This is a genomic window from Salipiger bermudensis, assembly GCF_020171625.1.
In the GTDB taxonomy this organism is placed as follows: Bacteria; Pseudomonadota; Alphaproteobacteria; order Rhodobacterales; family Rhodobacteraceae; genus Salipiger; species Salipiger bermudensis_B.
Genome location: NZ_JAIUZY010000007.1, coordinates 18,825 through 45,199 on the forward strand (window position 1 = coordinate 18,825; position 26,375 = coordinate 45,199).

At 64.3% G+C, this 26,375-nt stretch carries 33 protein-coding genes; 2 read left to right on the top strand and 31 right to left on the bottom strand.

Translation table 11 applies throughout. The features are described from left to right. The first annotated feature begins 50 nt into the window (after positions 1-50). Positions 51-386: a hypothetical protein gene (locus tag LCM15_RS13500; RefSeq protein WP_224857259.1), complete on the top strand. Its 336-nt coding sequence runs from the start codon at positions 51-53 to the stop codon at positions 384-386. Positions 387-478: 92 nt separating this feature from the next. Here the strand turns inward: LCM15_RS13500 and LCM15_RS13505 are convergent, their stop codons facing one another. From LCM15_RS13505 to LCM15_RS13620, 24 genes are all read right to left on the bottom strand, one after another. Beyond that, a complete protein-coding gene (locus tag LCM15_RS13505; RefSeq protein ID WP_224857261.1) occupies positions 479-1,105 on the bottom strand; it encodes a LysE family translocator in 627 nt (208 codons plus the stop codon). 1,409 nt (positions 1,106-2,514) lie between these two features. Continuing rightward, on the bottom strand, positions 2,515-2,910 hold the full coding sequence (locus LCM15_RS13510) for a hypothetical protein (RefSeq protein WP_224857263.1): 396 nt from the start codon (positions 2,908-2,910) through the stop codon (positions 2,515-2,517). 78 nt (positions 2,911-2,988) lie between these two features. Next, positions 2,989-3,582: an N-acetylmuramoyl-L-alanine amidase gene (locus tag LCM15_RS13515; RefSeq protein WP_224857265.1), complete on the bottom strand. Its 594-nt coding sequence runs from the start codon at positions 3,580-3,582 to the stop codon at positions 2,989-2,991. 115 nt (positions 3,583-3,697) lie between these two features. Beyond that, positions 3,698-4,126: a hypothetical protein gene (locus tag LCM15_RS13520; protein WP_224857267.1), complete on the bottom strand. Its 429-nt coding sequence runs from the start codon at positions 4,124-4,126 to the stop codon at positions 3,698-3,700. Next, positions 4,123-4,425 carry a hypothetical protein gene (locus LCM15_RS13525; protein WP_224857269.1) on the bottom strand — a complete coding sequence of 101 codons (303 nt, stop codon included), beginning with the start codon at positions 4,423-4,425 and terminating at the stop codon, positions 4,123-4,125. The genes LCM15_RS13520 and LCM15_RS13525 overlap by 4 nt, the downstream gene beginning before the upstream one ends. A 32-nt stretch (positions 4,426-4,457) precedes the next feature. Next, positions 4,458-4,787, bottom strand: a complete 330-nt coding sequence (locus LCM15_RS13530; RefSeq protein ID WP_224857271.1) for a DUF1353 domain-containing protein — start codon at positions 4,785-4,787, stop codon at positions 4,458-4,460. Continuing rightward, the gene (locus LCM15_RS13535) at positions 4,762-5,175 is read right to left on the bottom strand and encodes a hypothetical protein (RefSeq protein ID WP_224857273.1); all 414 of its coding nucleotides are present in this window, start codon (positions 5,173-5,175) and stop codon (positions 4,762-4,764) included. Before LCM15_RS13535 ends, LCM15_RS13530 begins: the two co-directional genes overlap by 26 nt. Continuing rightward, positions 5,175-5,537, bottom strand: a complete 363-nt coding sequence (locus tag LCM15_RS13540) for a hypothetical protein (RefSeq protein WP_224857275.1) — start codon at positions 5,535-5,537, stop codon at positions 5,175-5,177. Before LCM15_RS13540 ends, LCM15_RS13535 begins: the two co-directional genes overlap by 1 nt. 12 nt (positions 5,538-5,549) lie before the next feature. Next, the gene (locus tag LCM15_RS13545) at positions 5,550-6,656 is read right to left on the bottom strand and encodes a hypothetical protein (protein WP_224857277.1); all 1,107 of its coding nucleotides are present in this window, start codon (positions 6,654-6,656) and stop codon (positions 5,550-5,552) included. Next, on the bottom strand, positions 6,653-7,561 hold the full coding sequence (locus LCM15_RS13550) for a hypothetical protein (protein ID WP_224857279.1): 909 nt from the start codon (positions 7,559-7,561) through the stop codon (positions 6,653-6,655). The genes LCM15_RS13545 and LCM15_RS13550 overlap by 4 nt, the downstream gene beginning before the upstream one ends. Continuing rightward, a complete protein-coding gene (locus LCM15_RS13555; protein ID WP_224857281.1) occupies positions 7,558-13,446 on the bottom strand; it encodes a hypothetical protein in 5,889 nt (1,962 codons plus the stop codon). Before LCM15_RS13555 ends, LCM15_RS13550 begins: the two co-directional genes overlap by 4 nt. A gap of 53 nt (positions 13,447-13,499) precedes the next feature. Next, entirely contained in the window at positions 13,500-13,721 is a 222-nt protein-coding gene (locus LCM15_RS13560; protein ID WP_224857283.1) for a hypothetical protein, read from the bottom strand. Positions 13,722-13,831: 110 nt separating this feature from the next. Beyond that, complete coding sequence (locus tag LCM15_RS13565) at positions 13,832-14,221, bottom strand: hypothetical protein (RefSeq protein ID WP_224857285.1); 390 nt, start codon at positions 14,219-14,221, stop codon at positions 13,832-13,834. A 99-nt stretch (positions 14,222-14,320) separates the two neighbouring features. Continuing rightward, positions 14,321-14,761 (bottom strand): phage tail tube protein, encoded by a 441-nt coding sequence (locus LCM15_RS13570; protein ID WP_224857286.1) that lies wholly within the window; start codon positions 14,759-14,761, stop codon positions 14,321-14,323. A gap of 11 nt (positions 14,762-14,772) precedes the next feature. Further along, positions 14,773-15,159, bottom strand: coding sequence for a DUF3168 domain-containing protein (locus LCM15_RS13575; protein ID WP_224857287.1), 387 nt, complete (start codon positions 15,157-15,159; stop codon positions 14,773-14,775). Further along, positions 15,159-15,716 (bottom strand): HK97 gp10 family phage protein, encoded by a 558-nt coding sequence (locus tag LCM15_RS13580; protein WP_224857288.1) that lies wholly within the window; start codon positions 15,714-15,716, stop codon positions 15,159-15,161. Before LCM15_RS13580 ends, LCM15_RS13575 begins: the two co-directional genes overlap by 1 nt. Further along, positions 15,713-16,057, bottom strand: coding sequence for a head-tail adaptor protein (locus tag LCM15_RS13585; RefSeq protein ID WP_224857289.1), 345 nt, complete (start codon positions 16,055-16,057; stop codon positions 15,713-15,715). The genes LCM15_RS13580 and LCM15_RS13585 overlap by 4 nt, the downstream gene beginning before the upstream one ends. After that, a complete protein-coding gene (locus tag LCM15_RS13590; RefSeq protein ID WP_224857290.1) occupies positions 16,051-16,620 on the bottom strand; it encodes a hypothetical protein in 570 nt (189 codons plus the stop codon). Before LCM15_RS13590 ends, LCM15_RS13585 begins: the two co-directional genes overlap by 7 nt. Before the next feature lie 5 nt (positions 16,621-16,625). Further along, positions 16,626-16,820: a hypothetical protein gene (locus LCM15_RS13595; RefSeq protein WP_224857291.1), complete on the bottom strand. Its 195-nt coding sequence runs from the start codon at positions 16,818-16,820 to the stop codon at positions 16,626-16,628. A gap of 65 nt (positions 16,821-16,885) precedes the next feature. Next, positions 16,886-18,088, bottom strand: coding sequence for a phage major capsid protein (locus LCM15_RS13600; protein WP_224857293.1), 1,203 nt, complete (start codon positions 18,086-18,088; stop codon positions 16,886-16,888). A gap of 29 nt (positions 18,089-18,117) precedes the next feature. Further along, complete coding sequence (locus LCM15_RS13605) at positions 18,118-18,795, bottom strand: HK97 family phage prohead protease (protein ID WP_224857295.1); 678 nt, start codon at positions 18,793-18,795, stop codon at positions 18,118-18,120. Then, complete coding sequence (locus LCM15_RS13610) at positions 18,779-20,008, bottom strand: phage portal protein (protein ID WP_224857297.1); 1,230 nt, start codon at positions 20,006-20,008, stop codon at positions 18,779-18,781. Before LCM15_RS13610 ends, LCM15_RS13605 begins: the two co-directional genes overlap by 17 nt. Then, a complete protein-coding gene (locus LCM15_RS13615) occupies positions 20,005-21,699 on the bottom strand; it encodes a terminase large subunit (RefSeq protein ID WP_224857299.1) in 1,695 nt (564 codons plus the stop codon). The genes LCM15_RS13610 and LCM15_RS13615 overlap by 4 nt, the downstream gene beginning before the upstream one ends. A 3-nt stretch (positions 21,700-21,702) precedes the next feature. Next, positions 21,703-22,185: a hypothetical protein gene (locus tag LCM15_RS13620; protein ID WP_224857302.1), complete on the bottom strand. Its 483-nt coding sequence runs from the start codon at positions 22,183-22,185 to the stop codon at positions 21,703-21,705. A 192-nt stretch (positions 22,186-22,377) separates the two neighbouring features. On the opposite strand from LCM15_RS13620, the gene LCM15_RS13625 reads away from it, so the two are divergent. Continuing rightward, positions 22,378-22,638: a hypothetical protein gene (locus LCM15_RS13625; protein WP_224857304.1), complete on the top strand. Its 261-nt coding sequence runs from the start codon at positions 22,378-22,380 to the stop codon at positions 22,636-22,638. Here the strand turns inward: LCM15_RS13625 and LCM15_RS13630 are convergent. The 7 genes from LCM15_RS13630 to LCM15_RS13660 all read right to left on the bottom strand — a co-directional run bounded on the left by LCM15_RS13630 (position 22,606) and on the right by LCM15_RS13660 (position 26,151). Next, a complete protein-coding gene (locus LCM15_RS13630) occupies positions 22,606-23,049 on the bottom strand; it encodes a hypothetical protein (RefSeq protein ID WP_224857306.1) in 444 nt (147 codons plus the stop codon). The genes LCM15_RS13625 and LCM15_RS13630 overlap by 33 nt on opposite strands. After that, a complete protein-coding gene (locus LCM15_RS13635) occupies positions 23,028-23,300 on the bottom strand; it encodes an HNH endonuclease (RefSeq protein WP_224857307.1) in 273 nt (90 codons plus the stop codon). The genes LCM15_RS13630 and LCM15_RS13635 overlap by 22 nt, the downstream gene beginning before the upstream one ends. Before the next feature lie 204 nt (positions 23,301-23,504). Beyond that, complete coding sequence (locus tag LCM15_RS13640; protein WP_224857309.1) at positions 23,505-24,170, bottom strand: hypothetical protein; 666 nt, start codon at positions 24,168-24,170, stop codon at positions 23,505-23,507. Then, on the bottom strand, positions 24,167-24,757 hold the full coding sequence (locus LCM15_RS13645; RefSeq protein ID WP_224857311.1) for a hypothetical protein: 591 nt from the start codon (positions 24,755-24,757) through the stop codon (positions 24,167-24,169). The genes LCM15_RS13640 and LCM15_RS13645 overlap by 4 nt, the downstream gene beginning before the upstream one ends. A 205-nt stretch (positions 24,758-24,962) precedes the next feature. Continuing rightward, positions 24,963-25,595, bottom strand: coding sequence for a hypothetical protein (locus tag LCM15_RS13650; protein WP_224857313.1), 633 nt, complete (start codon positions 25,593-25,595; stop codon positions 24,963-24,965). After that, positions 25,592-25,861, bottom strand: a complete 270-nt coding sequence (locus tag LCM15_RS13655; RefSeq protein WP_224857315.1) for a hypothetical protein — start codon at positions 25,859-25,861, stop codon at positions 25,592-25,594. Before LCM15_RS13655 ends, LCM15_RS13650 begins: the two co-directional genes overlap by 4 nt. A gap of 29 nt (positions 25,862-25,890) precedes the next feature. Further along, positions 25,891-26,151 carry a hypothetical protein gene (locus tag LCM15_RS13660; RefSeq protein WP_224857317.1) on the bottom strand — a complete coding sequence of 87 codons (261 nt, stop codon included), beginning with the start codon at positions 26,149-26,151 and terminating at the stop codon, positions 25,891-25,893. Between the last annotated feature and the right edge of the window lie 224 nt (positions 26,152-26,375).

Here is a 26,375-nt window from a genome sequence, read left to right on the forward strand (position 1 = left end):
GCTCTCCGAGCGGTCGAACGGTTCCAGTCCAGAAAACGCCGGAGGCCGATATGGCATTCATCTTGAAGCGGCACGAGGTTCTGGTCGCTGGCTATGGCGCGGCCTTCTTCTACGCGAAGAACAAGAGCCAAGCGCGGGCGCGCGCCTTCCGGGCTATGCAGCCAGCAAACGCCGCGATCACCTTCAAGCGGTTCTTGCAGATGCGCCCCGCGATCACCGAAGTGAAGATGCCGGCCGGCTTCGGGCGAGAGATCGAGGTCAACGGCAAGCCCGCGCATTGGGTAGAGCATGCGGGCGGCAACAGCGTCCGCTTCGCGTATCCCGACAGCGACACCATCTTGCTCACGCACGAGGCTGATGTGCGCGAGATTGAACCGATCCAGTAACCCCGGCACGAAGGGCCGTGCGCAGACGTCGGCCTCGTATCGCTTCAAGGTCCGGAGTGCGGACGTTGCAGACATTCCGAGTGGCGGTGAACCTACGGCCTTGAGAGTAGCAGTCGGATGCCCGCATACCCGAAGATCGCTGCGAACATCCCCTCGATCACACGGCGCGCTTTTTGGTAAGCGCGCCCCATGACGCTGGTCGAGAAGATCAGGGCATAGCCAACATTGACGATCATACCCAACACAGCGCAGCCCGCCATCATGATTGGGATCGTGTAGGACGGCGCGTCAGGACGCAGCCCTAAGGACATAATTGCTATCCATCCCAACACGGCCTTCGGATTTGAGAGATGAAGCACCATGCCCTTGCAATAGAGCGCCCATTTTCCTGCCAAGGGGATCATAGCCGTCTGACCAGACCCACGCGCCAACGCTGAACGCGCAGATTTCCATGCTAGATAGAGCAGATACAGGCCGCCAGCGACCTTGATGGCGAAAATTGCTTCGGCGTAAGCGGTGAGCGCGGTGGAGATGCCACTCGCTGCAAGAACGGCCCAGAAGAGGCTGCCCGTTACCACGCCAAGGGCCAAAGCAACTGCACGTGGGCGTCCTTGGTGCATGGCAACCCCCATGATCGCCAATGTGCTCGGTCCAGGGCTTGCTATCGCGATCAAGTAGGCCGCGAAAACGGGCAGCAGATGGTAGATCTGATTGGTCATCATGAAAGTACCAGTCGCTTGATACAGCTCTACCAAGCATCTTAACGGCTAATTTTCGGTACGATAGGATTTGATGAGGGTCTAGGCGAACGTCCGCAACGGGCTCGAAGCGGTCATTCTCTGCGCTCCGCCCGAAGGTCCACAGACGGTAGCGAACGGTCGAACGGACCCAGTCCATGAAACGCCGGGAGGCCGGCACGGAACCCTGCCTTGATGCGCGTATTGGCGACGGAATCGTCAAATAATTTACCAATAGTGCTGGTCCCTATCCACTGGGATAGTGGTCGAGAATTTGCTCTATAAGCTGTCAGGTCGGCCGGCAAATTTCATGTACAATCGAGAGATTCCATAGAGTCAGGAAGCCCCACCCAAACCGAGGTTTCGAACCCCCGCTGGACAAAATCTATTGTGTCACTGCCGGGCCGGTCCGGGTTCGGAGGGTGCTCTCAGACCTCAAAGCCTGACCACCTAAGTTTAGCAACGTCGTCTGCAGTTTTCCAGGTTAATGGCGCGGGGCGGGAGAGGATCCCGCGCGGACGTCATCTCAGTTTCTGAGCGGAATCTGGACACCCACCGCCGAGCGTTCTGTACTGGAACTTCACCTACAACCTGGTCAGTAGCCGCTGCGCGGGACGAATCTACCCTCTGCGCACATACCCTCTGTTTCGCGCGAGACGTCGCGAGCGGTCCGGCCCAACCGCTTAGATGTCGTGTCCTAGAGCGATTCTTCGATAACAGGTCGCTCGCACGACCGGGATGATCCCACGATATCAGTCAACGCAAATCGGGGTGCCACCAGTGGTTAAGAGAGGCTCAGAGTACGGGCGGCCATTCGGATCAATCGCCTCGTAGACCGCGCAGTTCGACTCATCGTAGCCGATCCGGCTGTCTCTATAGTCCAAGCGCTGGTCCACCCTTTGAAACGCTGTAACCTCCGCACTGGGCAGCATATCGTTCTCGAGATTCCCGGTTGGTTCCATCGTCTCGCCCATTTGACACGCAGCGAGGGACCCTGCGAGAAGAATGGGAAGGAGTATTTTAATCATCAGTCATCTCCAAACTGCGTGGGGTGGTGTTAGTAAACTCGCGAACAGGCGGTCCGGCTCACGGGTTGCTGGCCCGCCGTCTCGACCGATCGGCTGCCGCAGCCTTTATTAGTGGCTTTGTTCTCGAATTTGAAGCGCAGAAACACTCTATTCAGTGTTTGCCGTCGGGGTCTGAACGACCGGTGTCGGACAGAAGCCCTCGCCAAAACTATCCGGCCAAAAACGGCGGCTTCTGCCCCTCTCTAAAAGGGCCGGTGATGCCCGGCCCGCCCACCGCCGGCACCGCGCCGGCGGATCTCGTCAGGCCCGTCGCCCGCCGGCGCTGCGCCGGCGGATCTGGCAAGACTCGAAACACTCGATGGCCTACCTGCGGGCGCGCGATGGCGTCGGATCGGCCGGGATCTGGAGGCCCGCGTGGGCCATCGCCTCGCGGTAGTAGCGCAGCACCAGCCTGTCGAGGACGCCATCGCCGGGCACGAGCTGCTCGATCTTCTCCGGAATGGAATGCTGGGCGTGATGGATCGCGAACGCCTTGACCTCCTCGAACCCCGCGTCCGTCCCGCGGGCGAGCGCAGCTTCAACGCCGCTCTTGATCGCGGAATGCAGCGCCTCGCGTGCATCACGCTCGATCGCGATCCCCGTGGCGGCGGTGAAGGCACTGGCGGCGCGGTTGATGATGATGGTCAGGATGATGCCGAAGAGGCCGAGCAGCGCTTCCTGCAGCCCCGCATCGGCGAGAAGAGATCTCAGAATGTCCATGAGGGTGTTCCTTGTTGGAGAGGCGGCACAGCGCCGCGGAGAGGACCAGCGCAAGACGCCAGTCGGTGACGGGGAGGATCATTCGCCGGCCAGCGCGCGGCTGGCGGTGTCTCGGATCTCGGCCAGGCGCCAGCGGAGCCTGCTCGCGGCGGTGTAGTCCGGGTCGGTCGCCGGATCAGCGTCGACCGGCGGCAGCGCCCCGGCGAGCCACTTCGCCAAATTAAAGCCCGGGCACGCCTTGGCCGCGTATTCGTTGTGGCCGCTGATCTTGAGGCCCGGCCCATAGGTGCTATCGAGATCCGCCAGCAGCTCGCGCAGCGCCGCATCCTGTGCCTCGGTGAAGTGATCCGAGAAGGCGTCCGTCTCCGCGCTGCCGTGGCCGCCGAACAGCGACACGCCGATGGTCCCGGTGTTGCGGCCTTTGACATGCGCCCCGGTGCGCTCGATCGGACGCCCGGTCGCCACCGTGCCGTCGCGATCGATCAGGAAGTGATAGCCGATATCAGACCAGCCGTTATCCTCGACGTGCCAGCGTTTGACCTCCGCCACCTTGTCCGCGGTCGGGCGGCCATCCATCCAGCCGGCCCGTGTCGCCGTCGCGTGAACAATGATCTCTGTGATGGTCCGCATCTTTATCTCCAAATAGAAAAGCCCGGCGCGATGGCCGGGCATTAGGGTTGTCTTCAACTTGTCGATCTGCTCATGTCCGCGAGCGAGTGCTGCGGTAGGCCTTCTTTCCCCAGGTCATGCCGCCTCCCCCAGGCGGACGCGGCGCTCGCGCTTAGCCTCACCAGAAATGGGTTCGGGTCAGGTATCGCTCGCCGCGGTAGCAGGAATGCAGAACATCGGCGAAGGTCTGGTCGATCATGAAATCGGGGATCGGGACGTAGAGGCGTCCCCATTCCTGCCGCCCCTCGCCACGCTCCTGTGGCCGGTCCTTGAAGTGCGCGCCCGGGATCCGAACCCCTTTGCCTCGAGCGCCGAGGAAGACCTCGATCCCACGATACTCACAATCGCCGCGCAGCTTGACCGCGCCACCCGCTAATTCGCTCGCGCCACCATCTTGGACCGATGTCAGGACCGTCCGCTCGAACGGCGTTGTCACCGGCCAAAACCGGGTCTCCGCCAACGGCGCGAAGAGATAAGCCAGCCCGAACAACAGAAAAGCCCCGACTAGTCCGCGGTACTGCCGCAGCGTTGCGCGTGTATGGGTCATTTCCCCAGACGCTCCCTGATGATGGATTTTACGAACTCCCGATCGGCCAGCACCGCGGCAACGATGTCGAGGAGCATGTATCCGAACGCGGTCAGCACCATGACGACAAGCGTCTCGCTCCGGCCGGTCCAGTCCGCGACCTCGGGCGTCTGGCTGTAGCCGATGCCCGCGCTGATCGCGGCGATGAAGACGCGCCCGACGAACGGACGCGCCCTGTTTCTCTCGATGACGATCAAGGCCCCGGCGGCAAGCGCGACCCAGAATTCAAGTGGTTTGCCGAGCACGTTGCCTCCGGTCATAAAAAATCCCGCCGGCGGCGGGTGGTGTCGTTCTAGCGGTAGCGCCAGAGGCTGACGGCGAGCCACATGACGAGGCGCCGTATCAGGCTGATGTCCTGCGTTCGCAGGATCTCGTGGAACACCGCGCCCGCAGTGATGCGGTCCCAGCCATCGACCAGCAGCCAGTCGTGCACGCAGGAGGCCTTGAGGTAGGTCGGGTCACAGGGGTCGAAGATCCACCGCACGCCGGCTGGGATCGAGACATCGAAGACGAAGCCGGCCGGCACCACGACCAATGCGCCCGAGCCCTCTCGACCGATCTCCCAACGTAGGGAAACCTCGTTCCGGAAGAACTGGTCAGGAAGGCCAGTGAACCGGGTCATCGTAATCCGCCGGGATGTTGCCGGCATCCTTGAGCGCCCAGCTCGCGGCCATGACCGCCTGCACCCACGCCATGCCGACCTCGGCCAGCTCCACCGCCTGCGCGCCGGTGAGCATGTGCTCGGTATTGGCGTCGTCGCGGAAGAGGATGTCGGCGCTGGTGTCGTTTGCCGCAACTCGTGCAGCCCCGCGCTGAAGAAGCGAGAGCATCACGGTCTGGTCGAAGGGCAGCCCGCGCACCGGCACGTCGCCAATGCCGGTGACGGTCACGGTGGTGCCGGCAGCGATGAGCTGGTCGCGGTGCGCGTGCAGGGCGTCCCGGCGGCGGCCCTGTTCCTGCGCCGCCTTGTCCTCGACGGTGATCATCTGGGAAAAATCGATGTTGGGCATCAGATAGACTCCTCGGTGGGCGCTTCTTCCGGCTCGGGCTCGGGTTCCGGCTCGGGTTCCGGGGTCTCGTAGATCGGGAGAACCACCGGCCCATCCGACACGTTTTCAAGCGTCGCCGGAAAGCGGGTTTCCTCGGGCGCGTTGTAGCCGTGCGGCAGGATCACCGGCACGGTCAACTCGCCTGCCTCGTCACGGGTCACGTCCCCAGCGAACCAGTAAGAATTGATCGCAGAGCGCGGCAGGGTCGCGCCGTTCGGCAGGTCGGTGAAGTCGAACACCTCATCGTTGAGGGTCAGCGCGTCACCGGCTTTCGAGAGAGTGAGCCGCTCGTCACGGCGCATGGGAGAGAGGGGGATATCCATGAGGTTACTCCTTTACTTCCAGCGCCCGACGGCATGGAGGTGCAGATATGTCGGGTATCCAGAACTGGGCGCATTGCTCGACGAGAGGCGGAATACCTGCATGTCGTTCGAGTAGTTGGCGGTTACATAGCGAGTCACTGCGGCATGACCGCGAAGCGTGCCACTAGCGTCAGTCTGACAAGCCCCCTGAACGCTTGGAGGCGCCGAAAATGAGGCCGGAAATGTCCAGTTGAGCGCGCCGCTTCTGTAGGGGTCGGCATAAGTTCCGGCGCCGTTTGCGCGGGTGTCGCCAGCGTCGATCACGTGCCAGCATTCCATCGTGCCGTCGGCGTATTTCGTGTAGTGGCCGTTGGCGTTGCTGCCGCGCTCGATCACAGCACCGGTCGGCGCGCCGCCGTCCCATGATACCGCGCCCAGCAGGTTCCCGTGGTGAACTACGCGGTGGCCGCCGGGGTTTTCGGTGTCACCCGGCAGGGAATTGGTGAAGATCTCGCTCCCAACGAGCAAGGACCCCCAAGGGTTGAGGTACATGCGCGGGTAGACCTGATCTGTCGAGGTCGTCGTGCCGGGGTAGCAGTAGAAGAGAAGGCCGACCCGGTTCGGTTCGTTGTCGTGCTGGACCGAACCGATAGCTGCCTTTCGCCGTCCTGACCCATCCGGGCGCCCAAAAGCAATGTGCCCACCGGGGAGACCGCTGAAAGCAGTGCCACCAGCGAAGGCGTTCACCTTTACTGTGCCCAACGCTTCGCCCGAGGCGGCGCCTGACGGATCGAACGCTTCTTTGGCGGCAATGACCTGACTTGCCTCGCTCCAAAGAGGCACGCTAATTGTCAGCGCAGAGGCCGAAAGCAGCATTCGACGAACACCGCCCGTTACGATCCCGATCTGGTTCTCTCCTGGCCGAAAGAACCCGGTATCCGGGTCGGAAAGCCAGGCGAGGGACGGCGCCGCCGCAGTTCCGTTCGTGAGTTCGGTCAGCAAGTCAGCTGGCGTAATCCCCTCCAGTTCGCTGATGAACGTGTTCACGAGCCACGAGAACAGGGCCAGCGTGCGGGGATTGAATGTGGCCGGATCATTGAGGCTTGGAAGCGCCGGCGCCGGGGTGAGTTCGATCGTCATGTGAGACCCTCGATTTCGAGCTGCACGATTGAGACCCCCGCCTTGCGGAGCGGGATCTCGTAGTCTTGAAAAAGGCCGTAGGTCATGGCGCCGAGGTCGCCGATCAGGCTTTCGTCGGCGTAGTAGACGGCGGGCGTGTCGCGGAGACTGTTCAGCACCCGCTTGACCCGGCCCGCCCCGGAAGCGGGCATGGCGAAGTCGAAGTTGACCGGATCAGATTTCGCGCGGGGCACGATGGTCCAGCTGCCAAACTCGTCGACCTGCTTGGTCGAGAAGCTCGTCAACCCGATGGTCGTCCCTTCGAGCGTGGCCCCGAGCTGCACCACCTTCCCGAGCACAATCTGACCTGCGCGCGCTAGGCCCACCCCGGAGCCGATGGTAATGTCGATCGTGTAGCCAGGGTATGCTGCCAGGCCCGTGAACAGCGCCTCGGTAACAAAGCCGTCGATGTCCGTGGTGAAGAACGTGAACCAGTCGACGATCTCGGTGGCATCCACGAGCGACTGTGTGACGTCGAAGGTCTCATTTGATGCTGCGTCCGTCACCTGAACCCGGACTTGCGCCGCGGCCATGTTGAAGAACGCGATACCGGTCACGAGGCTCGGCGCGGTCAAGCTGTAGGTGATAGTGCCAGCGTTCTGCACCTGGTCGCCGAGCCGCTGGTCGAAAGCCTTCCAGCGGTTCGTGGCGCCGACCTCGATCCACCACGTTCCATCGTCCGTGCTCGGATCATGGCCCTGGTTCGATCCTTGCGCGCTCTCGTAAACCTTGTGCGCGGACAGAACATTGACACGTGCACCCGCCGCGTAGGTCGTGCCGGCATTCCACGCTGGGTTGTCGTCCTCGCCCACATTGCTGTCGGCGAGAATCGCTTCAGTGATCGCAATCGGCGCTATCACTTTCATGCTTCGCTCCTTTCAGGGGGAGTGCCAATGATATCGGCCTTCTCCGCGAGCTTTCGCATCTTGGAGAGATCACGGCCCGAGCGCAGGCCGAGCTGGGTCGTCGTGTCGCGAAGGTCGGCCAGCTCCTTCCGGAGAAGCCGCAGCTCCGCCAACTCTTCGCTTCGACTGAGCATCCCCCGCGTCTGGGGCGCGCTGTAGTATCGAGCCGGGCCCGTCACTTCCAGTTCCGGGCCGTTCTCGCCGACGAGGCGCAAACCCCCAGCGTGCAGGCCGCCGGCCGCAAAAGCTGGCACCCCGCCAAGATCCCGGATCTGCTTGCGCAGGCTATTGAGCGTGCTGGAGCTGCTTTTGACCGAAGCGTTGTATTTTCCGATCTGCGCCTGCAGCCCATCCGCCCCGTAGAAGGTCGAACGGAAGCCCGCGAGATCGTCGCCTTTGCGATAGCTGTAATGGCTCGCGTCATACTCGATGCGTCCGTTCGATCCGACGCGCAGGATGGCGTCGCCGCTGCCTTTGCGCAGGCTGACGCCCGTCTGCCGCTCAAGCGCTTCGATCTGGTCGATGATCGCTCGCCCTTGCGAGGGCAAGGCGCTATTGGACTGGACCGCCGTCGAAAGGCTGTTTTGCAGCGACGTGATCCGGGCCGCCCGCTCTGCCGCCTCGGCCTGAGCAACCAGCTCTGCGCGGTGCTGATTGATAGCCATGCGCAGACTATCGAGTGAGTTCCGGACGGCCGCCATTGGCGATGCCATCTGGTCGCGTGTGGCGTTGACGTACCAGCTCGAAAACGCACTCGACGGGTCGAACACGAACGAGCCGCCGAGCCGAAGCGTCCCGACGCTGCCGCCTTGTATAGCCTCGAGCATAGAGCGCTGTGCCGCGGTCAGGCCCGACAGGTTGACGTGCCCGTTCAGAACCCGGTTGATCGCGCTGGAACCGGACGAAAGAAGGTTGACGAAGTTCCAGCCCGCCTGCCCGATACCGCTGCCGTTCATCTTCGCCACGATGGTGCGCGCCACGCCGCCTGCCCCAGCCAGAAGCTGGCCCAGATAGTCTGCACCGAGCCCTCTGATCGCACCCGTCAGTACCTCTGCTCGGACGTTGCGCGCGACCGCGCCACGGCCCGCCGCGATCTGCTTGAGGTAGTTCGAGGCGAAGCCACTGAGGGAGCCGAATTCGACGCCGCCCTTGACCGTGCGCCATGTCTCGCCATCTCCGCTGGCCAGCTGTCCGATGAAGGTCTTGCCGAGACCGTGGATCCCGCGGGTTTCGAGCCAGCCGGTGATCCCCAGAGAGCGATCGCCGCCGTTGGCGAGCTGGTCGAGAAAGAGCTGATCGAAGGCGGTGATCCCCTCTGGGTTCACCATGGCAGAGATCTTGCGCTGGATGTTGGCGCTCTGGGTCAGCAGCAACTTGCGCTGCGCCGTGGTGACCGAACCCGCGAAAGCCATCGCCACGGTCACTGCACGCGCCGCGCTGGTAGAGGCGTTGAGCAGCAGCCTACGGCGATTGTCCGGCATCCGGGACGCCAGCGTGGCTGAGATCGTCACCGCGTAGTTGCCCTGCCGTTGCAGCAGCACCCGGCGCTGATCGGCGGTCAGCTCGGCCGAGAACGCCGCTTCGATCATCGCAGAGTAACCACCGGCGCCGTCGAAGACGATTTTCCGGATCTCCTTCGAAGCGGACAGCGAGGCCCGCACCGCCACGGAGTAGCTGCCGGTATTGGCGAGAGCGAGCTTGATGGCATCCTGGTCCTCGCCCGACGCGAGCGCGACATTGACCACCCGCGCCAGTTCGCTGTTGCCGGCCAAGGCCACGGCGATCTCGTCGTGGTCGAGTTGCGAGCCCATCACCAGATTGATCGTTCGGGTCATCGCTTGGATGGTGTCGAGCGCGAGCCGCTTGCTGCGGATGTCGAGATCGTCCCCCAGCGCGAAATCGACCGTTTTCAGGTGCTCCGATGCTTGCGTGACTGCGAGCCAGCGTAGATCCGGGGTCAGGTCGGGAGCCCGAACCGCAAACTCGATGCTGCTCTCGATGCCGTTGGCCGCCGCCGCGATGAGCGCCTTCACATCGGAGGGTATGTTGGCCTCAGGCAGAAGATCCACGGTCACCTGCAGGCGTTCCTTCAGGTAGTCGTAGGAGAACATCTCAGCCTGCTCGATGGCGGCCTGCAGACTGCCGATCCGGTTCTCGAACCCCGCAAGATCCTCAGGCGCCAGGTTGTCGGTCGACTGCAGGTAGTCGTTGAGCTCGTTGAGCACGTCGACCTGCTGCTGAGCCAGGTGCTCGATGGCCGACTGCGCGGCCCCCTCAAGCTCGGAGACCCCCGCCAACAGGTTTGCCTGCGCCCGCACGTTGGCTTCGATCCGGCGATACTCGAGCGCGGAGGAAGCCTGCGCCCGGGCCGCATCCAGATAGCCATTCGCCACGCCACTGAAATCCCGCGCCGCATCGATGTCGCCGCCGCGCGCCGCCGAAAACGTCGCACTCAATTCCTTGGTGAGGGCCGCGAGCTGCTGCGCCGGCGAAAGCGCGCTACTGCTGGCCGAGGTCAGGTCCCGAAGGAAGTCGCGAAGCGTGTCCGCGGCCCGCAGCCAGTCGCCAGCCGCCTGGGCCGCCGAGGATGCCATGCTCGACGCTTCAGAGATCATCCCCGAGATCGCCGACGAGGTGCTGCCGACGAGACCCGAGAGCATCGCGGCAAAGTCGTTGACGGCCGGCAGGATCTTGTCGAGCGCACCCGACATGGAGATGAGTGCCGCGTAGGTCTCACGGCCCTTCTCAGTGGTCAGATCGAGCCCCTCGACCATGGAGCGGAACTGCTCGCGGGTCTCGGGCATAGCATAGCCCAGATCGGACAGCGCTTCAGTCGTCTGCCGCGTGAGGATCGCAAGCTGCTCGGCCTGCCCGTAGAACGCGGCGAAATAGGCCGACGTCGCTTCGGTGAAGGTTTCAAGGTCACCGAAGACCTGCACGAGCTTCGACGCGGTGTCGGCGCCCTGCAGCCCAATGTGGAAGACCGCCTGGCCGAGCGTGTCGAACACACCGTTTACCGTATAGAGGTGCTGGCTCAGTCGCTGCAGGGTTTCAAACGCCCCTTCCCCTTCGAGCTGCAGCTTGGCGAACTCCTCGTTCACGTGCTCGATCGTCTCGGTCGTCGTCCGCGGCATGAGCAGATCGAACGGGGTTTTCTTCTTGCCCAAGGCTTCAACCTTGCGGCCCCAGTCGGTCAGCACCACGACCTGTTCCGACCACGTGCCGATGATCGCACCCGCCGCCGCGTTGGCGAGGTTCAGCATCTGCTCCTCGATGAGCTTGGCGATGTCTTCTTCGGAGAGTCCCTTCGTCGACAGCTTGAACTGGTAATCAAAGCTGTCGAGAGCGTCAGTCGCGAGGTTCAGGCTCTCGGCCACAGAGCGCACGCTCTCCCCCACATCCAGCACTGCTGCAGTGATCGGGTCTGCGATCTCGGCGGAGGCCGCGTCGTAATCGGTGCTCTTGTTCTTCTTCATCCCCCAGAAGCGCGACGTCTCGGTCTTCGAGAAGGTCTCGACCAGAGCGTCCATGTCCTTGATCGTCACACGGATGCCGCGGTCCAGCTCCTTCGTCTTCTTCGAGAAGAACGACACGAGGCCGACCACCGCCGCCAACGGCGCGGCAATCGCTCCCACGGCGCCGGCGATGGCGGTCAGGCTCCCGGTGGCGGCCGCGCCGACTTGCGCACCGATGGTCCCGACAAGGCCGCTGATGCCGCCGCTCATGAAGCTGCCGACCGCGAGGCTGAACCCCTGACCCACCGAGCCGAGGATCGAGCCGACCGAACCGAGCAGGCCCAGACTTCCGCCACCACCAACGCCCGCGCCGCCGATACCGGCAGCGTTCGCGGCTGTGCCGAGCAAACCTCCGCTGCCGCCGAGGCCGAGGGACAGCATGATCTTGTTGCGCGCGGCGGTGGCGATCATATCGGTGAGCAGACGCTTGAAGCTCGACCAGATGCTCTGCGCGAAGCTCTCGAAGTCCTTGAGACCGCTGAAGAGGAAATCCGAGAATGCGCCGGTCAGGTCATCGACCAGCGGCAGACTGCTCGCCAGCTCATCGTTCAACTTCCCGACCGCCTTGTCATAGGCGCCCTGCGACAGCCCGTGATTAAGTAGCGTGTCGAGTTCGGCCAGCTCGGCGTTGTACTTCTTCACCGGATCGGCATCGAGTTCGAGTTGCTTAACCTGATCGCGCAACTTCTCGACAGCCTTGGCCGCCTTACCGGCAGCGCCGCCACTGCCATCACCGCCGGAGCCGCCAATACCAGAAACCTGCGCGACATAGTCGCCCGCTGCCGCTGCGCCAGCCGCCGTTTCGTCGGTAGTGGTGGACACGGCGTCCGAGAGCGCCGCAACCGCTGCACGAGCCGGGCCAAACGCCTCCGAGATTGTACCCGCCGCATCGCTGAAAGCGCCCTCGGCAGCATCGCCAGCCGCCGCACCCGCCGTGTAGAGCTTACCCGATGCCTCGCTTGCTGCAGTGGCGACACCCAGCAGGCTGTCACCGACGCCCTCGAAGCCTTCCGTTTGTTGGAGCGCGTTCCCGACGCGCCAAATGAAGTCGTGGAACGCAGTTGCCATCTCCGAGAGACGGATCAAGAAGCTCGACTTCATCGAAAGCCAGACACCGTCGAGACGCGACGGGATTGCCGCGGCAGAGGCGACGATCCCCTGCCAAACCCCAGCCGCCACATCGCCAAGCATACCGAGAGCTTTGCCAAAACCTCCCACAGCAGAGACAAGGCGTCCGAACCAGTAGATCGCCTCCCCGAGGCCGACGACCATAGCGCCAATAACGGTGCTTATCGCCACCCCCTTCAACGCCCGCAGCGCCGTCGTCAGCCCCTTGATGCCGACACTGGCAAGCGCCGCGCCGCGCGACGTCGCTCCGAGCGCCATCTCGAGCGCTACAGACTGACGCACGGCGGCCACCGCAGCGCTCACGTAGGTGGTGCCAACCGAGATCGCGAGGCGCGCACCGAAAATCACGGCGGCAGTCCCGGCGACCGTCGCAACTTGACCGAAGTATTGGCTGGCTTCTCCCAGCACCTGGACGACCGGCTGAAGTGCAACCGCGAGGTTGGCGCTCGCGCGCGCCGCAGCCTCGAGCGCAGGCGCGGCGGCTGCGCCGATCGTCTGGCCAAGGCCCGTCCATGCCGCAGCCGATTCCCCGAGCGCGATCCGCGCCTCATTCAGGGCGGCAATGGCCTCTTCGCTCATCACCGCGCCAAGCTCTTCCGCCCGCGTGCCGAGCCGCGCCATTTCTTCGCCGTTGTTGGACAGAAGCGGCAGCAGAGCAGTCGCATCCGAGGCCATAGCCTCAAGGTAGAAGGTCATCTCCTGCTGGCTTGCGCCGGCCTTCTCGAGGCTGCTCACATACAGTTGCAAAGCGTCGGGCCCCGAGAGCTTCTGGAACTGCTCGGCAGTCACCCCGACCTTCGGCGCAACCTTCTCGAAGAAGTCCGCCATCGGCCCGCCGCCGGTCTGGATGAAGTCGCCGACCCGGTCGTTCACATCCTTCAGGATGTCCGAGAGCTTATCCTGCTCGATACCCACGGAACGGGCGCCAAACGCCCATTTCTGGAAAACTTGAGAATTGGCGTTCGAGAGCCGCGAGAACGTCTGCACCTCTCTCGCCGCGTTTGCCGAGGACGTCGCAAGCGCGGTGATCCCCCCGGCCGCTGCGGCGATGCCCGCGGTCGCCGCAGCCACGCCACGCGCCAAGGAGGCGAAGCGATTCTGCATCCCGTCCGAGGTCGACATCGCGCGGCGCGCGCCCTGCTCGAATTGTGCGCTGTCGAGGCCGAGGTTTACCCTCAGCGATCCGATGACCGATTGCGACATCGACTGGCTCCCGCGTTGTCGGATTGAATTGAGGCGTGCCGGTGAGGCACGCCTTAGGGGCGCACTTTTGCGCCGCTGCGCATTGCGAGCCCGATGAAATAGCCGCGCACCTGTGCGTGCTGCAGCTCCTGCGAGACAGGCGGTTCGCCGGCCTTCTCGCCGCTCTTTGACCCGGTAACCGGCTCGTATTTTGGAAGCTTCTTCGGATCGTGAAACGAGTAGGAGACCAGAGCGGCCAGCTCATGACTGAGCTGGCGCTGCTCCTCGAACCTCATCCGGCGCGCCTTGGCGCAACCTTTGAGGATCCAGCCGATCTCCGCCGGCGTCAGGCGCCAGAAGCGCTCGTAGTCCTGACCCGCCGCGAGCCAGTGTTCGAGCAGAAGCGTCAGCTCGTCTTTGCCGCCTTGGTCGCCTTGCGTCCGTTTCCCGAGGTCGCACCCTCGTCCACTTCCGTGGCGGCGCCATCGCTTTCCGCCGCCGGGAACGCCGCCTGAACAGCCTTGCCGATCAGCTCGGAGGCCTTGCCGATGCCAAGATCGTCGATCATTTCGCCGACGTCCTTCTGGGTCAGGGTCTCATCGTGGTCGACGCCGACATAGAAGATGCGCAGGACGCTGCGGACATCGCCCGGGGTGTCATTCAGCTTCTGCACGCCCTGCACCAACGTCTCACCGTAGAGGTCCTGGTAGCGCACCAGAGCGTTGGTGTTGAGGTGCAGATGATGGGTCGCACCGAGAGCCGTGAAGCTGATCGCGCCGCGTTTCGAGTTGGTCATGTGGTATTCCTCAAAGTTCGGCCAGGCATTGGGCCAGAAACACGAAAGGCGGCGCCGGGTCGGCAGCCGCCTTTCGTCAGGTCATTTCAGAGGCTGGGATCAAGCCGCGGCGGTGCCGCGCGTCCAGGCCACGTCTCCGGTGGTGCGGATCGAGATGCTCATCCCGACGATCGCGCCGACGTCGTTCGCCTCGAGCTGCGGCGTCGGGAATCCCCGGAACTCGAAGACATCGCCCGAGGACTGGCTCGGGGCGGCCGGCAGCGTGGTCCGATAGTAAATCGAGTCGGATGCCGCCTGGTCCGCAAGCTGCTGCTCGTAGCCGGCGGGCGTATAACCGCACGGGATGGAAATCACGCCCGCGTCCTTCAGACCCTTGACGTATTCCTTGAACCCGTTGGGGCTGTCGAGCGAGGTGGCTTCCTGGTAGTCGGTCTCGACGGTCGGAACCGCGATCCCCTTGGCCTCGGGAATTGCTTCCCAGGTGGTGCCGTCGAGCGAGCGCTCGACCGTGGCACCATAGGCGATGAACTGATCGCTCATCTTTCTCTCCTTCAGGTGGTGGTGTGATGGACGAAAAAGTCCAGTGAAACGCGGAAGGGCCGGTCCGCTTCGTCTGTGCCGCCCTCACGTCCATTCCGCGCATTCGCGAAAAGAACGGCCTGGAAGAGCCCGCCGCGATAGCCGGTCAGGCTATTGCGCACAGCGCGGGCAAGGAGCTTCGCGGCGCCGTAGCTCTCCGCTTGGCAGTCGATCTGGACGCGCGCCGCTGAGACGCCGTTGCGCCCGTTGGTGGTGTGACCTTCGACATCGGAGATGACGCGTAAGATCACGGCAGGAAGCGGCTGACCTTGCGGATGCGCCCCCCAGTTCACCCGTGTCCCGGCGATATCGGCAACGGCAGGAAAGCCGCGCAAAAGCGCTCGAAGCTGTTTTTCCATCATTCCCACCCTGCCGCGCGTGCGGCCCGCGCTTGCGAGCGCTGCAGCGCGCTCGAGATCTCGAACCAGAGCTCTTTTTGCAGACGCTGAAGCATGGCCTTGTGGTCCTGATCCCAGGCTGGCCGCATGTAGGGGGTCGGCTCTACATTGACCGAGCCGAACTCCTGGACCCACACCTTGATGCCGTCCGCCTTCGTCTGCGCTTTCTCAGGGCCCATGAAGAGCTCGACATGTGGCGCCGCGCCGCCCTTCTTCGCAGCGCGCCTCGCAGACCGAAGCGCACTGGCCGCCTCGAGCCGCGTGCCCCCGCTCTTCATGACCTGCGCGAATTCGGCCTTGCCGATGTCCGCCGCCGCCCCCTTGGCCTTGGCGGAGACCTCGACGCTCTCGATCAGATCGCCGGTATCTTCTGGCGCGAGGCGTCGTGCAATTCGCGCCATGGGCTCCATAGCACTGATCCCCGCCCGGCGCAGCGCGGCCTTGCCCGTGGCCTTGGTCATCTTCTCGAGCTGCGTCTCAAGCTCGGCGAAGCCCTGCAACGTCACATTGCCCTTCACTGGTCGAGCCTCGCGCTGCCGGTGATCTCAATCCACTGCCGCCGCTTGACCTCTTTCAGCCCGACGATGTCGAACGTGAGCCCCTCGCTGGTCAGCCGATCCTTTGGCGTGATGCCCGCGATAAATGGCGACCAGCGCACCCGGAAACGCGACATGAGGCTCGACGCCACCTCACCGGCGCGCCATCGCTCGCCGTCCGAGACGTCCGAACGGCTGGCCGGCACGGGCTCACCGTGAACCTCGAACGATCCAGTCTCCGACGTGAAACCGTCATCGTCTCCATCGCGGCGCAGAAACTGCACCTCTCGGTCGAGATCGCTCCACCGAAGATCACTCACCATCCCGCCACCCGACGGTTTCCGAAGACCTTGCGCATCTCCCCCACGTCCATCGGCGTGCCTTGATCGTAGGCCACGCCGATCATGTGGATGATCGCGTTCTGATCGTCAGCCCGCGGCGCGAGCAAAGAGACCTCGTCGCCCCCCCCTAGCGGAAGATCGTATCCCGCCGAGAAGTCCACCCGCACCGGCGCGGGCCTGTCCGACAGCGCGGGCAGACCAGCATCACGATCAAGGCCGACAGACCAGAATGGCGCCGACTCGGTGACATACCAGGATGCGGCATCGTAGGTCTGCTCGACATGCTCCGCGTCAAGATAGGTGATCGCGGTGACCTCGCGGAGCGGCAGAACCGGCAGACGGGCCGGGAAGAGCCAGCCATCCAGCGCAATGCTGAAATCCGTGGGCTGCATCACGCGGCCAGTAAAATCCTCGTAGCGCGCCATCTCGGCGCGGACCAGATGCGTCAGCCGCGCGTCGTCTGCGTCGCCGCTGACACGCAACGCCGCCTTCAGGACGTCGAGCTCGACCACGAGACCTTGAGGATTGCTTCGCTTGACCAACATCCGGCTCACTTCGCCGCCTTGTTCTTCGGCGCCGTCACGGCCTTATTCTTCGGCGCCGGCTCTGCCTTCGCCTCAGACTTCGCTTTCTCAAGGACGCCACTATCGACGAGGTGCGCAACATCGCCCTCACGCGCCTCGCGCTCGTCACCTTCGTCATACCATTTGTCGCCCTGATGCGGGCGCAGGACCGTGAACTTCATGGGTCAATCCTCCATCGGCTTACTGAGAGGGCGGGGAACCCCGCCCTCCTGAGAAAGCCGAAGCCTTATGCGACGAAGCCGAGATCGCCGTAGATGAAGGCCTCGGGGCGGTAGACCGCCAGGGCGAGGCGCTCTTCGGCGAGCAGGGTCACCATGTTGTTGGTGAAATCCTTGTCGACGTAGCCGGCCTCGACCCGGGCATCCCAGCGGTCGAAAATCTGCGCGCCGAGCTTGAAGGCGCCGGTCAGGAACTTGTCGACGCCCATGGCCTGGGTCGGCACCACCGGCAGACCCCAGAGGGTCGGCGAGAGCGTGCCCTGCGGGTTGCCGATGATGTAGCGGCCCTCGCTGTCCTTGGTCAGCTCGATGCGCGCCCAGTCGATCGGGTTCATCACGTGGCCGGTCGCCGGATACTCGGCCAGCGCCGCCTGCAGCATTGCGAGACGCATGGTGTCGATGGCGGTCGCGCCGGCCGGCGTGAACGCCGCCGAGTATGCGGTCGCGTTGACCACCAGGCCAGACAGGTTCTGCCCACTGCCGTCTCCGTTCAGGAGCTGGTTCTCCTCGGCGTAGGACAGGCCGTAGATCAGGCGCTGGTCGATCATCGAGCGCAGGAAGGACACATCGTCGAGCGCCTGCCGGCTGGCCTTCATCCAGTGCGCGATCACCTTCGCGGACGAGCTCTTCAGGTCGAGCTTGATGTCCGACTGCGGCTTGGTCGCGCCCTCGGCCACCGGCGCTGCGTTGTTGTTAAAACCGGTCTCCTGCACGTACTCGATGGTGTTGCCATCCATACGGCCCTGCGAGAGCAGGTCGCGCACCGTCATGCGGCGCTGCGCCTGCTCCTGCACGCCCGGAAGGCGGGTCGGCGCGGCGCCGTCGCCGACGGAGCCATCGGCATCGGTGGTGAGCGTCGTGAGGTCTGCCTTGACCCGCAGATCGGCCTTGCCGCTGCTCGGACCGCTCTCGAGCCAGGCCTTGACCCGCTCATCCTCGACGAAGCGCTGGCCGAGCGACTTGCGCTCTTCCTGGTCACCATCGCCGCGGCGCGCCATCTTCTGCTCGAGCTCGGTCATCTGGCCGGTGATCTCGTTCATCTTCAGAAGCGCCTCGTCGGCGGTTTCCTTGATCTTGGAGCTCAGCTCTTCGCCGGACTTGGCCTTGCCAAGCGCTTCCTCGGCGATGGCCTTGACCTCGTTGATCGACTTCTCGTGCGTAGCCTTCATCTCGGCGGCAAGCTGCTCCGCCGTTTTCTTATCTCCCGACATGGGAACCTCCGATTTTTAGGGGTTGGCCTTCAGGCCGTCATGGCGCGCAGAAATGCGAGCCCATCATCCGCGTCGGCAGGTTCCCCCTGCCCTTTCAGGTGGACGCGCGCGGCACGCTCCGCCTGCGAGTTCGAGAGCCCCAAGGACCCCTTGAGCAGCTGCTCGAACTCCCGCTCAGTGAGCCGGTCCCCGGCCTTGAGCTTTTCCGTGATCTCGTGAACCGCTTTCGCGGCCTTGACGCTGGCGATGGTGGCGTTCTCGTTGGCGCCGATCGAGACCACCGACACCTCGAGCAGATCGAGCTTCTCCAGCGTCCAGACATGGGTGTCGGTATCGACCGAATACTCGCGGATCCGGTAGCCGATCGAGAGGCCGTCGATGTCGCCTTCCTTGAGAAGCGCATAGGCCTCTTTGGCCTGCTGCACGCCCATGTTCAGTTTGCCGACCATCAGCAGACCGTGGTCGTCCTCTTCGGCCTCGAGCCACTTGCCGATCGGGCGGCTGGCGTCGTGCTGCCAGAACATCTTCGGCATCGTGCCCTTCGCGCGGTGGTCGGCCAGGCTTTCAAGGAAGGCCCCCTCGGCGACGACATCGCCATAGCTGTCCGGCTCACCGCCGAAGGTCGAGCCGTACCCCTCGAACTCTCCGGTCTCCTTCAGCGCCTTGATCTCGAGGATCGGGTTGGCAACCTTATTGATCGGGTCCATCGCCTGTCTCCATGTTCGAACCTGCTTCGGTGATCGGCACGTTCTGCATCTGCAGCCGCGGCACATCCCCGCCCGCCACCGGGCCGAGGTTCTCGCGCTGGCGCACCTCGTTGATCGTCAGCCAGCCGTTGCTGAGGCCCGACTGGTAGAACTTCGAGCGGCTCGCGCTGTCCCCGCGCAGCAGCCCCTCAATATTGAATTCGACGTACATGCCCCGCGCCCGCTCCGCTGCCGTGAGCAGTTGCTTGTTCACCGCCTGCTCGATCCTCTTGAGGCGGCGGCGCAGGGTGAACTTCTGAAAGGCGAGCGTCTGCTGCTCGAGACCGGTGCCCCAGCTGCTGCTCTTCTCGGTGTGTCCGACCATGTGCGGCGGCACGCCGAAGAAGCGGCAGATCTCCTCGACCGAGAAGCGCCGACTTTCCAGCATCTGCGCGTCCTCGGGGTTGATGGTAAAGGGCACCCATTGGGTGTCGCCCTCGAGGACCATCGGGCGGCCAGCGTTCTGCGCACCGACGAACTTATCGACGAGCTTGGTCTCGGCAAGCTCGCGCTTCTCGGTGCTGAGCCAGTCCTTGAACGAGAGAGCGCCCGAGGGCCGCATGCCATTCTTGAAGGTGGTCGATGCCGCCCGGTCAACCGCGCGCGAGAGCCCGAAGGCCTGCCGCCCGAAGTGCAGCGTCGACATGCCGCCAAGGGGGTTTCCGCCGAAGCCTCGGATGTGCAGCACACCGTCATCCGTACGCTCATACTGCTGCCCCTGCTCGGTCCAGCGGTACTGCAGCGCCCCGTTCGCCAGGCGGCGTACCGTCACCAAGTCCGGGCGGATCGGCACGAGGGACAGTATCTTGCCTTGGTCGTTCACCTCCTTCGCCGCGTAGGCGTTGCCCCAGAGCTCGAGCGAGGCGGCGATGAACTCCCAGAAATCGAGCGCCGTCTGGTCGAAGTTCGGGCTGTCGTGCAGCAGCCGGAAGAGCGCGTGATCGCGCGCCACCTCCCGCCCTTCGCTACCCGCGCTGTAGGTCATCATCGGCAGCGAGCCGATCGTGCCCGCCAGCAGGTTCGTGCAGGCCCAGACCGCAGAGAGGCCAAGCACGGTGCTGTCGCTGACCACCTCGCCGCTGTCGGCGACCTGCGCTGAGGGGCGCCAGCTCTCGGCCTCGGTCAGCGACACCGGGCGCACGAGCGCCGACTTGATCCATTGCGTCAGTTTCAAGTCGAGGCCTCCAATGCGGCGAAATAGTCATCCATCCGCGCTGGCGCGGTCGGGTTCAGGCTCATAAGCCAGACAGCATTGAAGAGTGCCATCAGCGGGTCGATCTTGCCCGAGCCGCTGACCGCCTTGGTGACCACCACGGCGTTGCCCTTCATCTCGGTCTTCGCGTTCCCCACGCACCAGGTCATCAGCGCCTGCTCTGCGTGCTTCATTGAGCCGTCGTAGAGCTTGCGCTCTGTGCCCTTGATCGCCCCGTTAAGGCGGTAGCCCTGGCTAACCGGCACGAGCATCTCAGTCGGAATGCCGTCGAGCTCGAGCGCGTCGACGATCGCCGCCACCCCTTCCGGGTCGAGCCCGACAGCGGCCTTCTGCGGCAGCACCCCGGCGCGGTGCAGGTCGCCCACCAGCGCCACCAGTTCCTCGACGTCCTGCGTTGGCGTCTCGCAGATCACCATCTCGCCGGCCTTCTCGAAATCGCGCAGGATCGGTGCGATCTTCTTGCGCCGCTCGAGCGCCACCGGATGCACCCAAGCCTTTGACCAGCTGAGCCAGCGCCGCGTGTGCCGCTCGCGGCCGAGCACGGTCAGCCCCAGAAGGTCATCCATGCCGCCGCCGTCGATCCCGGCCACGCAGACCTCAGAGCGCCGGATCAGCTCGGCAAGCGTGAGACCAGGCAGCACCGCCTCCTCCCAGTGGTCGGCCCCGATCCACCGGTCATTATGCAGGCCCATCCCGATCTGGATGTTGAGGTGCTGCGAGGCCCAGATGATCTCGGCCTCGATGCCCTCCTGCCGCCGCGCGGCGTATTGGTCCTTAAGGATCGGCAGGTTCACCGAGAGCCCGAGGTTCGGCGTTACCATCGGCCAGAGCGCTGGGTCGCGCCAGGGCTTATCCTTGGCGAGCTGGATGCGCTCGGGGAACTCGTAAAGCACGGGCAGCATCCGGACACCCTCGGTGATCTGGCCATCACGGATGCCGCGGGCGAACTCGAGCTTGGTCTTGAACACGCCCATCGGCGGCACGTCCGACTGGGTCGTGATGTAGACCAGCAGCGCGTGCGGGTTCGTCACCATGCCGCCCGTGATCTGAGCGATCACTCGGTCGGCGTAGGATCGTGCGGCGATGATGTGCAGCTCGTCGATAATCGTGAGCGCCGGGATTTCGCCCGTGACCACGCCCATGTCGAAGGTCTTCACCGCCAGCGTCGCGCCGGTCTTGATCCGCGTGATCGTCTTCAGGTGCTCCTGCACGTGGAAGATCGCGGCGAGCTTGGGGTTCGCTTTGATCATCCCGTGCGCCTGGTCGAAGCACCGCTGCGCCACGTTTTGCGTTGGCCCGAGGATCAGCATCTGCGCGTTGGGTCGTTCCCAGAGCAGCAGCGCGGTGAGCCCCAGCGCCGCCGAGTATGTCGTCTTTGAGTTCTTCTTCGGCACCAGCGCGAAGACCTCGTTGACCAGCGGCAGGCCGGTCTCCGGATCCTCAGAGCCGAAGGAAGCGCGCACGATGTCGCGGAACCAGTCACCCGCGGCCTCGGCCAGCCGCGGCTGGCCCGGCACGTCCGGAAGCTGCAGCCCGTTGAAGAAGTTCACCGCACGGGTCGCCCGGGCCTTGTTCACCGGCAGCGCCGCGATCGGCGCCTCACCGCGCCGAAGCTTCTCCTCCCAGTCAGGACACGCGAAGTCGAACGCCATGGCTTAGTGCCTGGTCTCGTTGTCGAAGAGCGTGTCGAGCTCCTCCTCGGCCTGCATCGCCGCGGCGCGGGTGATTTCCTTCTTGCCCTTCGGCGCGGACCGTCCGGCAGCCTCGGCCTCACGCCGGTAGCGCGCGTCGAGTTCCGCCTGGTGCTCCCGCTCGAGGATCTGCCGCAACTCCTTCATTGCCGAAACGTTGCCGCCATCGGCGGCCTTCTGCAGCTGAAGCAGGTTCTTCGCCCTTGCCTCTGCCAGCGCCATCTCCCGCGCGTTGGCCCGGTTGATTTTGCCGTTTTGAAAATAATGCTTCCGAAGCGTCGGCGCCGAGATACCCATCTCCTCTGCGATCCGCGCAAGGCTCAAACCTGACAACAGCAACGTCCTGACTTTGTTCGCATTTTCCGCACTCGGCAGATGCTCATTGCGCCCCGGCTCTCCGCGTTTCGGGTTGATCGGATCACCGAGCAGATCAAATTCCAGAGCCATGAGAAAAAATCTCCGCGTGAGGGGAGCGCGGGTCTTCGGCCGCGCAGGTTCTAAACTTTTGCCTCACCCCCCCGATCAGTGGGGGCGGGCCCGGAGGCAGCACCGCTCTGGCCCACCCGAATGATCAGGCTGGACACGACGCGGTGCCGCCGCCCATCCTCACGCTGTTGGAATCAGTGAGGAAATCTTTGAATGACATCCGAATACACGCGCGAGCTTCACGCTCTGATCACCGACTCATCGCGTCTTGCGGCACAAACCCACGCGCAGGCGACGTTCAACGCCCACATTCTTCTTGTCAAAGCGCTGATGTCGAAGGGCATCCTGTCAAAGGAAGACGTGGCCGAGATGGCTGCGATTCTAACCGATGCCGCCGTCGAAACACCCGCCGAGCTCGAAGACAGGAAGGAAGCCTACCAGTCAGCCGCTATTGCCTTGCTTGAGCTTGAGTGAGGACTGCAACTCCCGGTCTCGACGTACCCGCTCCACCTCAGCTCTGAGGAACTCGGTGTCGCCACCTACATTCGTTTGGAGCAACCCAAGCGCGTCCGATGGCGCCCGGATCACAGCTTGGGCCCAGACCCTGAAGCCGTCCTTCTCCCAGAAACTGACCAGCAGCTTACCGTTGGCGAACTCGATGCGGCGCTGGTCAGGGGGGAGCGCCTTCGCGCCGTCGAAATCGCGCTCATCCAGACGCTCCACGAAGTCGATGCAGACCGGCACGGTCAGCACCCAACCTGCGAGCCGGATCAGCGCCATCGCCAGGCGCGTGCGCAGCGCGAAACCTCTGCCCACCGAGATGCGCAGTGATAGGTTCGACATCACATCACGTGATGTCAGGCTCAGTTGCCGGACGTCAGCCATTCTGCTTTCTCCTGTCTCTGCTTCTCGCTGTCGTGCCACGCCTTGCTGACCGCCTGCAGGTTCTCCGGATCGAAGAACAGGTCGGGGTCACCACGGTGCGGCGTCTTGTGATCGACCACCGGGCTGTTCGGCGCCGGGGCCTTGCCGGTCAATCGCACGCCCGTCTGCTGACACACGAAGCCGTCGCGCTTGAGCACCACAAGCCGAAGCCGCTTCCACCTCGCGGTGTTGTAGAGTGATCGGCCGGGCATGAGGTCTGCCCGCTGCTTCGATCGCTCAGCTTCGGTGACCGGCGCCGCCAGGCGCGTTGGCTGACGCCCAAGGCGCCCACCGACGCCTCGCCCGCTCAATCTTCCCATGGATTTACCCGCTGGACACAAAAGCGCCCGGCAGCAGGGTCTCTGCTCCGGGCGCGGTTCGGTTCGCTGGCAAGATGTCAACGATCCTACATTTGGTCAAGAGGATTTCCGCCAAGGCGCGGACGGGGGCATCTGATCCGTCACGTCGAAGCCCGTCAAATCGCAGCCCAAGAGGAAGGTGGACTGCAGCTCCAGGAGTGCAGACCACCACTGCAGCCACCCTCTCCGCATCCGCGCCTGCTCAGCCGCGGTGCCGGTGAAGACGACACGGCAGCAATACCCATCGTCACGGCCAAGCTGATGAGAAGGCCAACGACCGAGCCCGTCCCAGATCGACTTCTCTGCGAACCGGCCCCGCCAATGGCATTTCCACGCGACGGGCTCGCAACGAGAGACGACGCCCTGCCCCCAATCCGGGACGCGACCTTGCCGCGCCAACTCGGCGATCCAGACCGCCATGCGCCGCCCGCCGCAGCCCTCGGGCAAACTCGAAACCGCCGAGGCCACGAGGTCCGCATCCGGATGCGGCTCAGAGCGCCCGCCGCCATCGATCGAGCAGCCGAGGTTCGCCCGCTGCATCATCACCCATTCCATCGACACGCCAGGCCGCTCGCCCGCAGCACTGGCCAGCTCGTCGAAGTCCAGCGACACACGCTCCGACTGGAACGCCCAGACCAGCAGATCCCAGATCGCGACCGGCGTCTTGCCGGCCCTACCCGGACGCACGCGAGGAACTCGGAATTGCGCACCCATCACGCTCATGCCGCGCCCTGCCCTTGCTCAGGCAGCAGCCCCATCGCCCGCGCCTCGAGCTTGGCGTACCAAGCCAGCCACTGCCGATCGTCCTGGTCAGCCACGCCCCGGCGCACCCGATCCTCGCGCACCCGCTTGTCGCTTTCGTGCTCGGCGGCGCGTTCCCGAATCCGGCGCCAGTCACCATCGTGCAACGGCGGACGCTTGAGCGCGGTCAGGAACTGGAACTCCGCGACCAGCGTGCCCTCTTCCAGCGCCTGCGGCCCGCGGGCCGAACCGAACCAGCTTGCGATCACCGGGATCTCTTCGAGCGGGCGCGGAGCGACGGCCTCGGCCAGTGGCGTGATCGTCGCCATGCGCGGCCAGCCCCGGCGGTCCTTGCCCTCGCCCTTGGTCTTGAGGAACTCGCGGAGCCGCTCGAGCTGCTCGTCGCTGAGGTAGGCGAGCCCATCGGCGAGATCGACGAGGAACTTGCCATGCTTCTCCTCGGTCACGTTGCCCGGCTTGCGGAAGCCCCACTCGCTCAGTGGATGGATCAGGATGCGGCGCACGCGGTCACGCTTGGTCTCGGCCTTGGTGGTCTGCTCATCCGTCATGACCGGCCCCCTTCTCAGCAAAGCTGCGCGACGGACTTATCCACAGCCTGCACGGTCGGATCGAAGTGCGACGGTTTTCTCCTGTCTTTTTCTTTTTCATTTCTTTCTCCTTTCCTCTCATGCAGCCGACAGAATGTCGGCGGTTCTGTCCGCATTCCGTCCGAAACTGTCACGCGGACAGAACTGGACAGAACCGGACAGGAGTTCAGTTGCGCCAGGCAGTCACGCCGAGCGCTTCCATTCCTTCCATGATCCGCGCGACTGTGCGGTTGCCTGTTGGGTATGTGTCGCAGAGCCAGTGGTGCAACTGGACGATGAAGCGCGGGTTGCCGGAAAGGCGCTCGTCGCCGAGATCGGCCACGCTTTTGCGAAGGCGCGAGAGCGCCGTTCGCTCGCGCTCGGCGGCGGCTCGGTCCGCGCTCTTGTCCCGAGCGTCGATCGCGTCGAGCACGACCTCGACGACGACGTCGTGCATCAGCCTGACCTCGCCGGTCCCGGGGATGCGGCACAGATGCCAACCGTAGAGCGGGGAGATGTCGCGCCTAGACCAGCCCTGCCACGTCTCGACCGACATGCCGAGCAGACCCGCCAGAAGCGCGTCGTCGTTCGGCAAAGTTCCGATCGGGTTCTGGTATCGCGACTTGCACCAGAGCGCCTGCGCGATCGCAAGGACAGCCCATTCGTTGCGCTGCGTTGCGCGGGTGTAGAAATCGCTGTTCAGCCAGCGGTCATAGTGGAACTTGAAGTAGGAGTGCGCCTCGAGGCGCGTCCCGGAGGGCAGCGGGTAGTCCGGCAGGTCGGTGTTGTCCCGCGCGAGCGTGATCGTCGCCGTCGTCATGTCTTCCCCACTTCATTGGACCGGATCGCGCGCCCGGCCCAGTACCGCGCCAGCTCACGCCACAGGCGCATCTTGGCATCGTCGAAAACCGCCACGTCCCCCTCGAGACGCGCATCGCAGAGCGCGCGCCCGGCGCCCGCGATCTCGCGCAGATCATCATCCGGCCCGCCGCCAATCGACCGCAGAACGGCGTCGAGGCGCACCAACAGGTCCGGGCACAGATCCATGCCACCCCGAAACAGGGCGACAGCCGTCGCGATCGTCACAAGCCGCGCGCGCGGACCCGGATCGTTTCTCATTGCGCACCCCCGACATCTTCGATGAAGCCCCGAAGGAGTGCTGCGGCGACCTCGAGGTCGGCCAGAAAGGCCACGGCGGCGCGCCCGTCGAGCGTGCCGTTCACGACCGGCAGTATCTCCGCCGACTCGAAACCACGCGGCGGCAATGCCCAGCCGCGCGTGCCGCACTCAAGCTGGTGCATGCGCAGATCAAGGTGCCCGAATGGCGCCGTGACCGAGTGGACGATCGGCACCCGATGTGCGCCCTGCCCGCTCATGCTGCCCCCATGAAAGACCCCGGCGCCGCAAGCGACACCGGGGCAGGGTTCAACAGGGAGCTGCGTCGGGGCCCCGCGGCGCTCGGGATAAAAAAGGGTGCGCAGGACATGCTGGCAACTGGGGAGGAGACAACCAGCTCGGGGACAGCCCCGCGCACCAGTTGGCGAGGTTGGATCCTCGCCAGGCAGGCCCGAACAGGTCGGGCATTCGAATTCTGAAGAGG

Coding starts and splice junctions, on each gene's coding strand:
- LCM15_RS13645 (WP_224857311.1), bottom strand. CDS start 24,757: ATGACGGATGAGCAGACCACCAAGGCCGAGACCAAGCGTGACCGCGTG.
- LCM15_RS13590 (WP_224857290.1), bottom strand. CDS start 16,620: ATGTTGGTCAAGCGAAGCAATCCTCAAGGTCTCGTGGTCGAGCTCGAC.
- LCM15_RS13545 (WP_224857277.1), bottom strand. CDS start 6,656: ATGACGATCGAACTCACCCCGGCGCCGGCGCTTCCAAGCCTCAATGAT.
- LCM15_RS13540 (WP_224857275.1), bottom strand. CDS start 5,537: ATGGATATCCCCCTCTCTCCCATGCGCCGTGACGAGCGGCTCACTCTC.
- LCM15_RS13535 (WP_224857273.1), bottom strand. CDS start 5,175: ATGCCCAACATCGATTTTTCCCAGATGATCACCGTCGAGGACAAGGCG.
- LCM15_RS13555 (WP_224857281.1), bottom strand. CDS start 13,446: ATGTCGCAATCGGTCATCGGATCGCTGAGGGTAAACCTCGGCCTCGAC.
- LCM15_RS13620 (WP_224857302.1), bottom strand. CDS start 22,185: ATGGCTCTGGAATTTGATCTGCTCGGTGATCCGATCAACCCGAAACGC.
- LCM15_RS13530 (WP_224857271.1), bottom strand. CDS start 4,787: ATGACCCGGTTCACTGGCCTTCCTGACCAGTTCTTCCGGAACGAGGTT.
- LCM15_RS13525 (WP_224857269.1), bottom strand. CDS start 4,425: ATGACCGGAGGCAACGTGCTCGGCAAACCACTTGAATTCTGGGTCGCG.
- LCM15_RS13595 (WP_224857291.1), bottom strand. CDS start 16,820: ATGAAGTTCACGGTCCTGCGCCCGCATCAGGGCGACAAATGGTATGAC.
- LCM15_RS13515 (WP_224857265.1), bottom strand. CDS start 3,582: ATGCCCGGCCATCGCGCCGGGCTTTTCTATTTGGAGATAAAGATGCGG.
- LCM15_RS13505 (WP_224857261.1), bottom strand. CDS start 1,105: ATGACCAATCAGATCTACCATCTGCTGCCCGTTTTCGCGGCCTACTTG.
- LCM15_RS13660 (WP_224857317.1), bottom strand. CDS start 26,151: ATGAGCGGGCAGGGCGCACATCGGGTGCCGATCGTCCACTCGGTCACG.
- LCM15_RS13635 (WP_224857307.1), bottom strand. CDS start 23,300: ATGCCCGGCCGATCACTCTACAACACCGCGAGGTGGAAGCGGCTTCGG.
- LCM15_RS13570 (WP_224857286.1), bottom strand. CDS start 14,761: ATGAGCGATCAGTTCATCGCCTATGGTGCCACGGTCGAGCGCTCGCTC.
- LCM15_RS13575 (WP_224857287.1), bottom strand. CDS start 15,159: ATGGAAAAACAGCTTCGAGCGCTTTTGCGCGGCTTTCCTGCCGTTGCC.
- LCM15_RS13560 (WP_224857283.1), bottom strand. CDS start 13,721: ATGAGGTTCGAGGAGCAGCGCCAGCTCAGTCATGAGCTGGCCGCTCTG.
- LCM15_RS13605 (WP_224857295.1), bottom strand. CDS start 18,795: ATGGACCCGATCAATAAGGTTGCCAACCCGATCCTCGAGATCAAGGCG.
- LCM15_RS13550 (WP_224857279.1), bottom strand. CDS start 7,561: ATGAAAGTGATAGCGCCGATTGCGATCACTGAAGCGATTCTCGCCGAC.
- LCM15_RS13565 (WP_224857285.1), bottom strand. CDS start 14,221: ATGACCAACTCGAAACGCGGCGCGATCAGCTTCACGGCTCTCGGTGCG.
- LCM15_RS13585 (WP_224857289.1), bottom strand. CDS start 16,057: ATGGTGAGTGATCTTCGGTGGAGCGATCTCGACCGAGAGGTGCAGTTT.
- LCM15_RS13600 (WP_224857293.1), bottom strand. CDS start 18,088: ATGTCGGGAGATAAGAAAACGGCGGAGCAGCTTGCCGCCGAGATGAAG.
- LCM15_RS13510 (WP_224857263.1), bottom strand. CDS start 2,910: ATGGACATTCTGAGATCTCTTCTCGCCGATGCGGGGCTGCAGGAAGCG.
- LCM15_RS13630 (WP_224857306.1), bottom strand. CDS start 23,049: ATGGCTGACGTCCGGCAACTGAGCCTGACATCACGTGATGTGATGTCG.
- LCM15_RS13615 (WP_224857299.1), bottom strand. CDS start 21,699: ATGGCGTTCGACTTCGCGTGTCCTGACTGGGAGGAGAAGCTTCGGCGC.
- LCM15_RS13625 (WP_224857304.1), top strand. CDS start 22,378: ATGACATCCGAATACACGCGCGAGCTTCACGCTCTGATCACCGACTCA.
- LCM15_RS13520 (WP_224857267.1), bottom strand. CDS start 4,126: ATGACCCATACACGCGCAACGCTGCGGCAGTACCGCGGACTAGTCGGG.
- LCM15_RS13650 (WP_224857313.1), bottom strand. CDS start 25,595: ATGACGACGGCGACGATCACGCTCGCGCGGGACAACACCGACCTGCCG.
- LCM15_RS13640 (WP_224857309.1), bottom strand. CDS start 24,170: ATGAGCGTGATGGGTGCGCAATTCCGAGTTCCTCGCGTGCGTCCGGGT.
- LCM15_RS13500 (WP_224857259.1), top strand. CDS start 51: ATGGCATTCATCTTGAAGCGGCACGAGGTTCTGGTCGCTGGCTATGGC.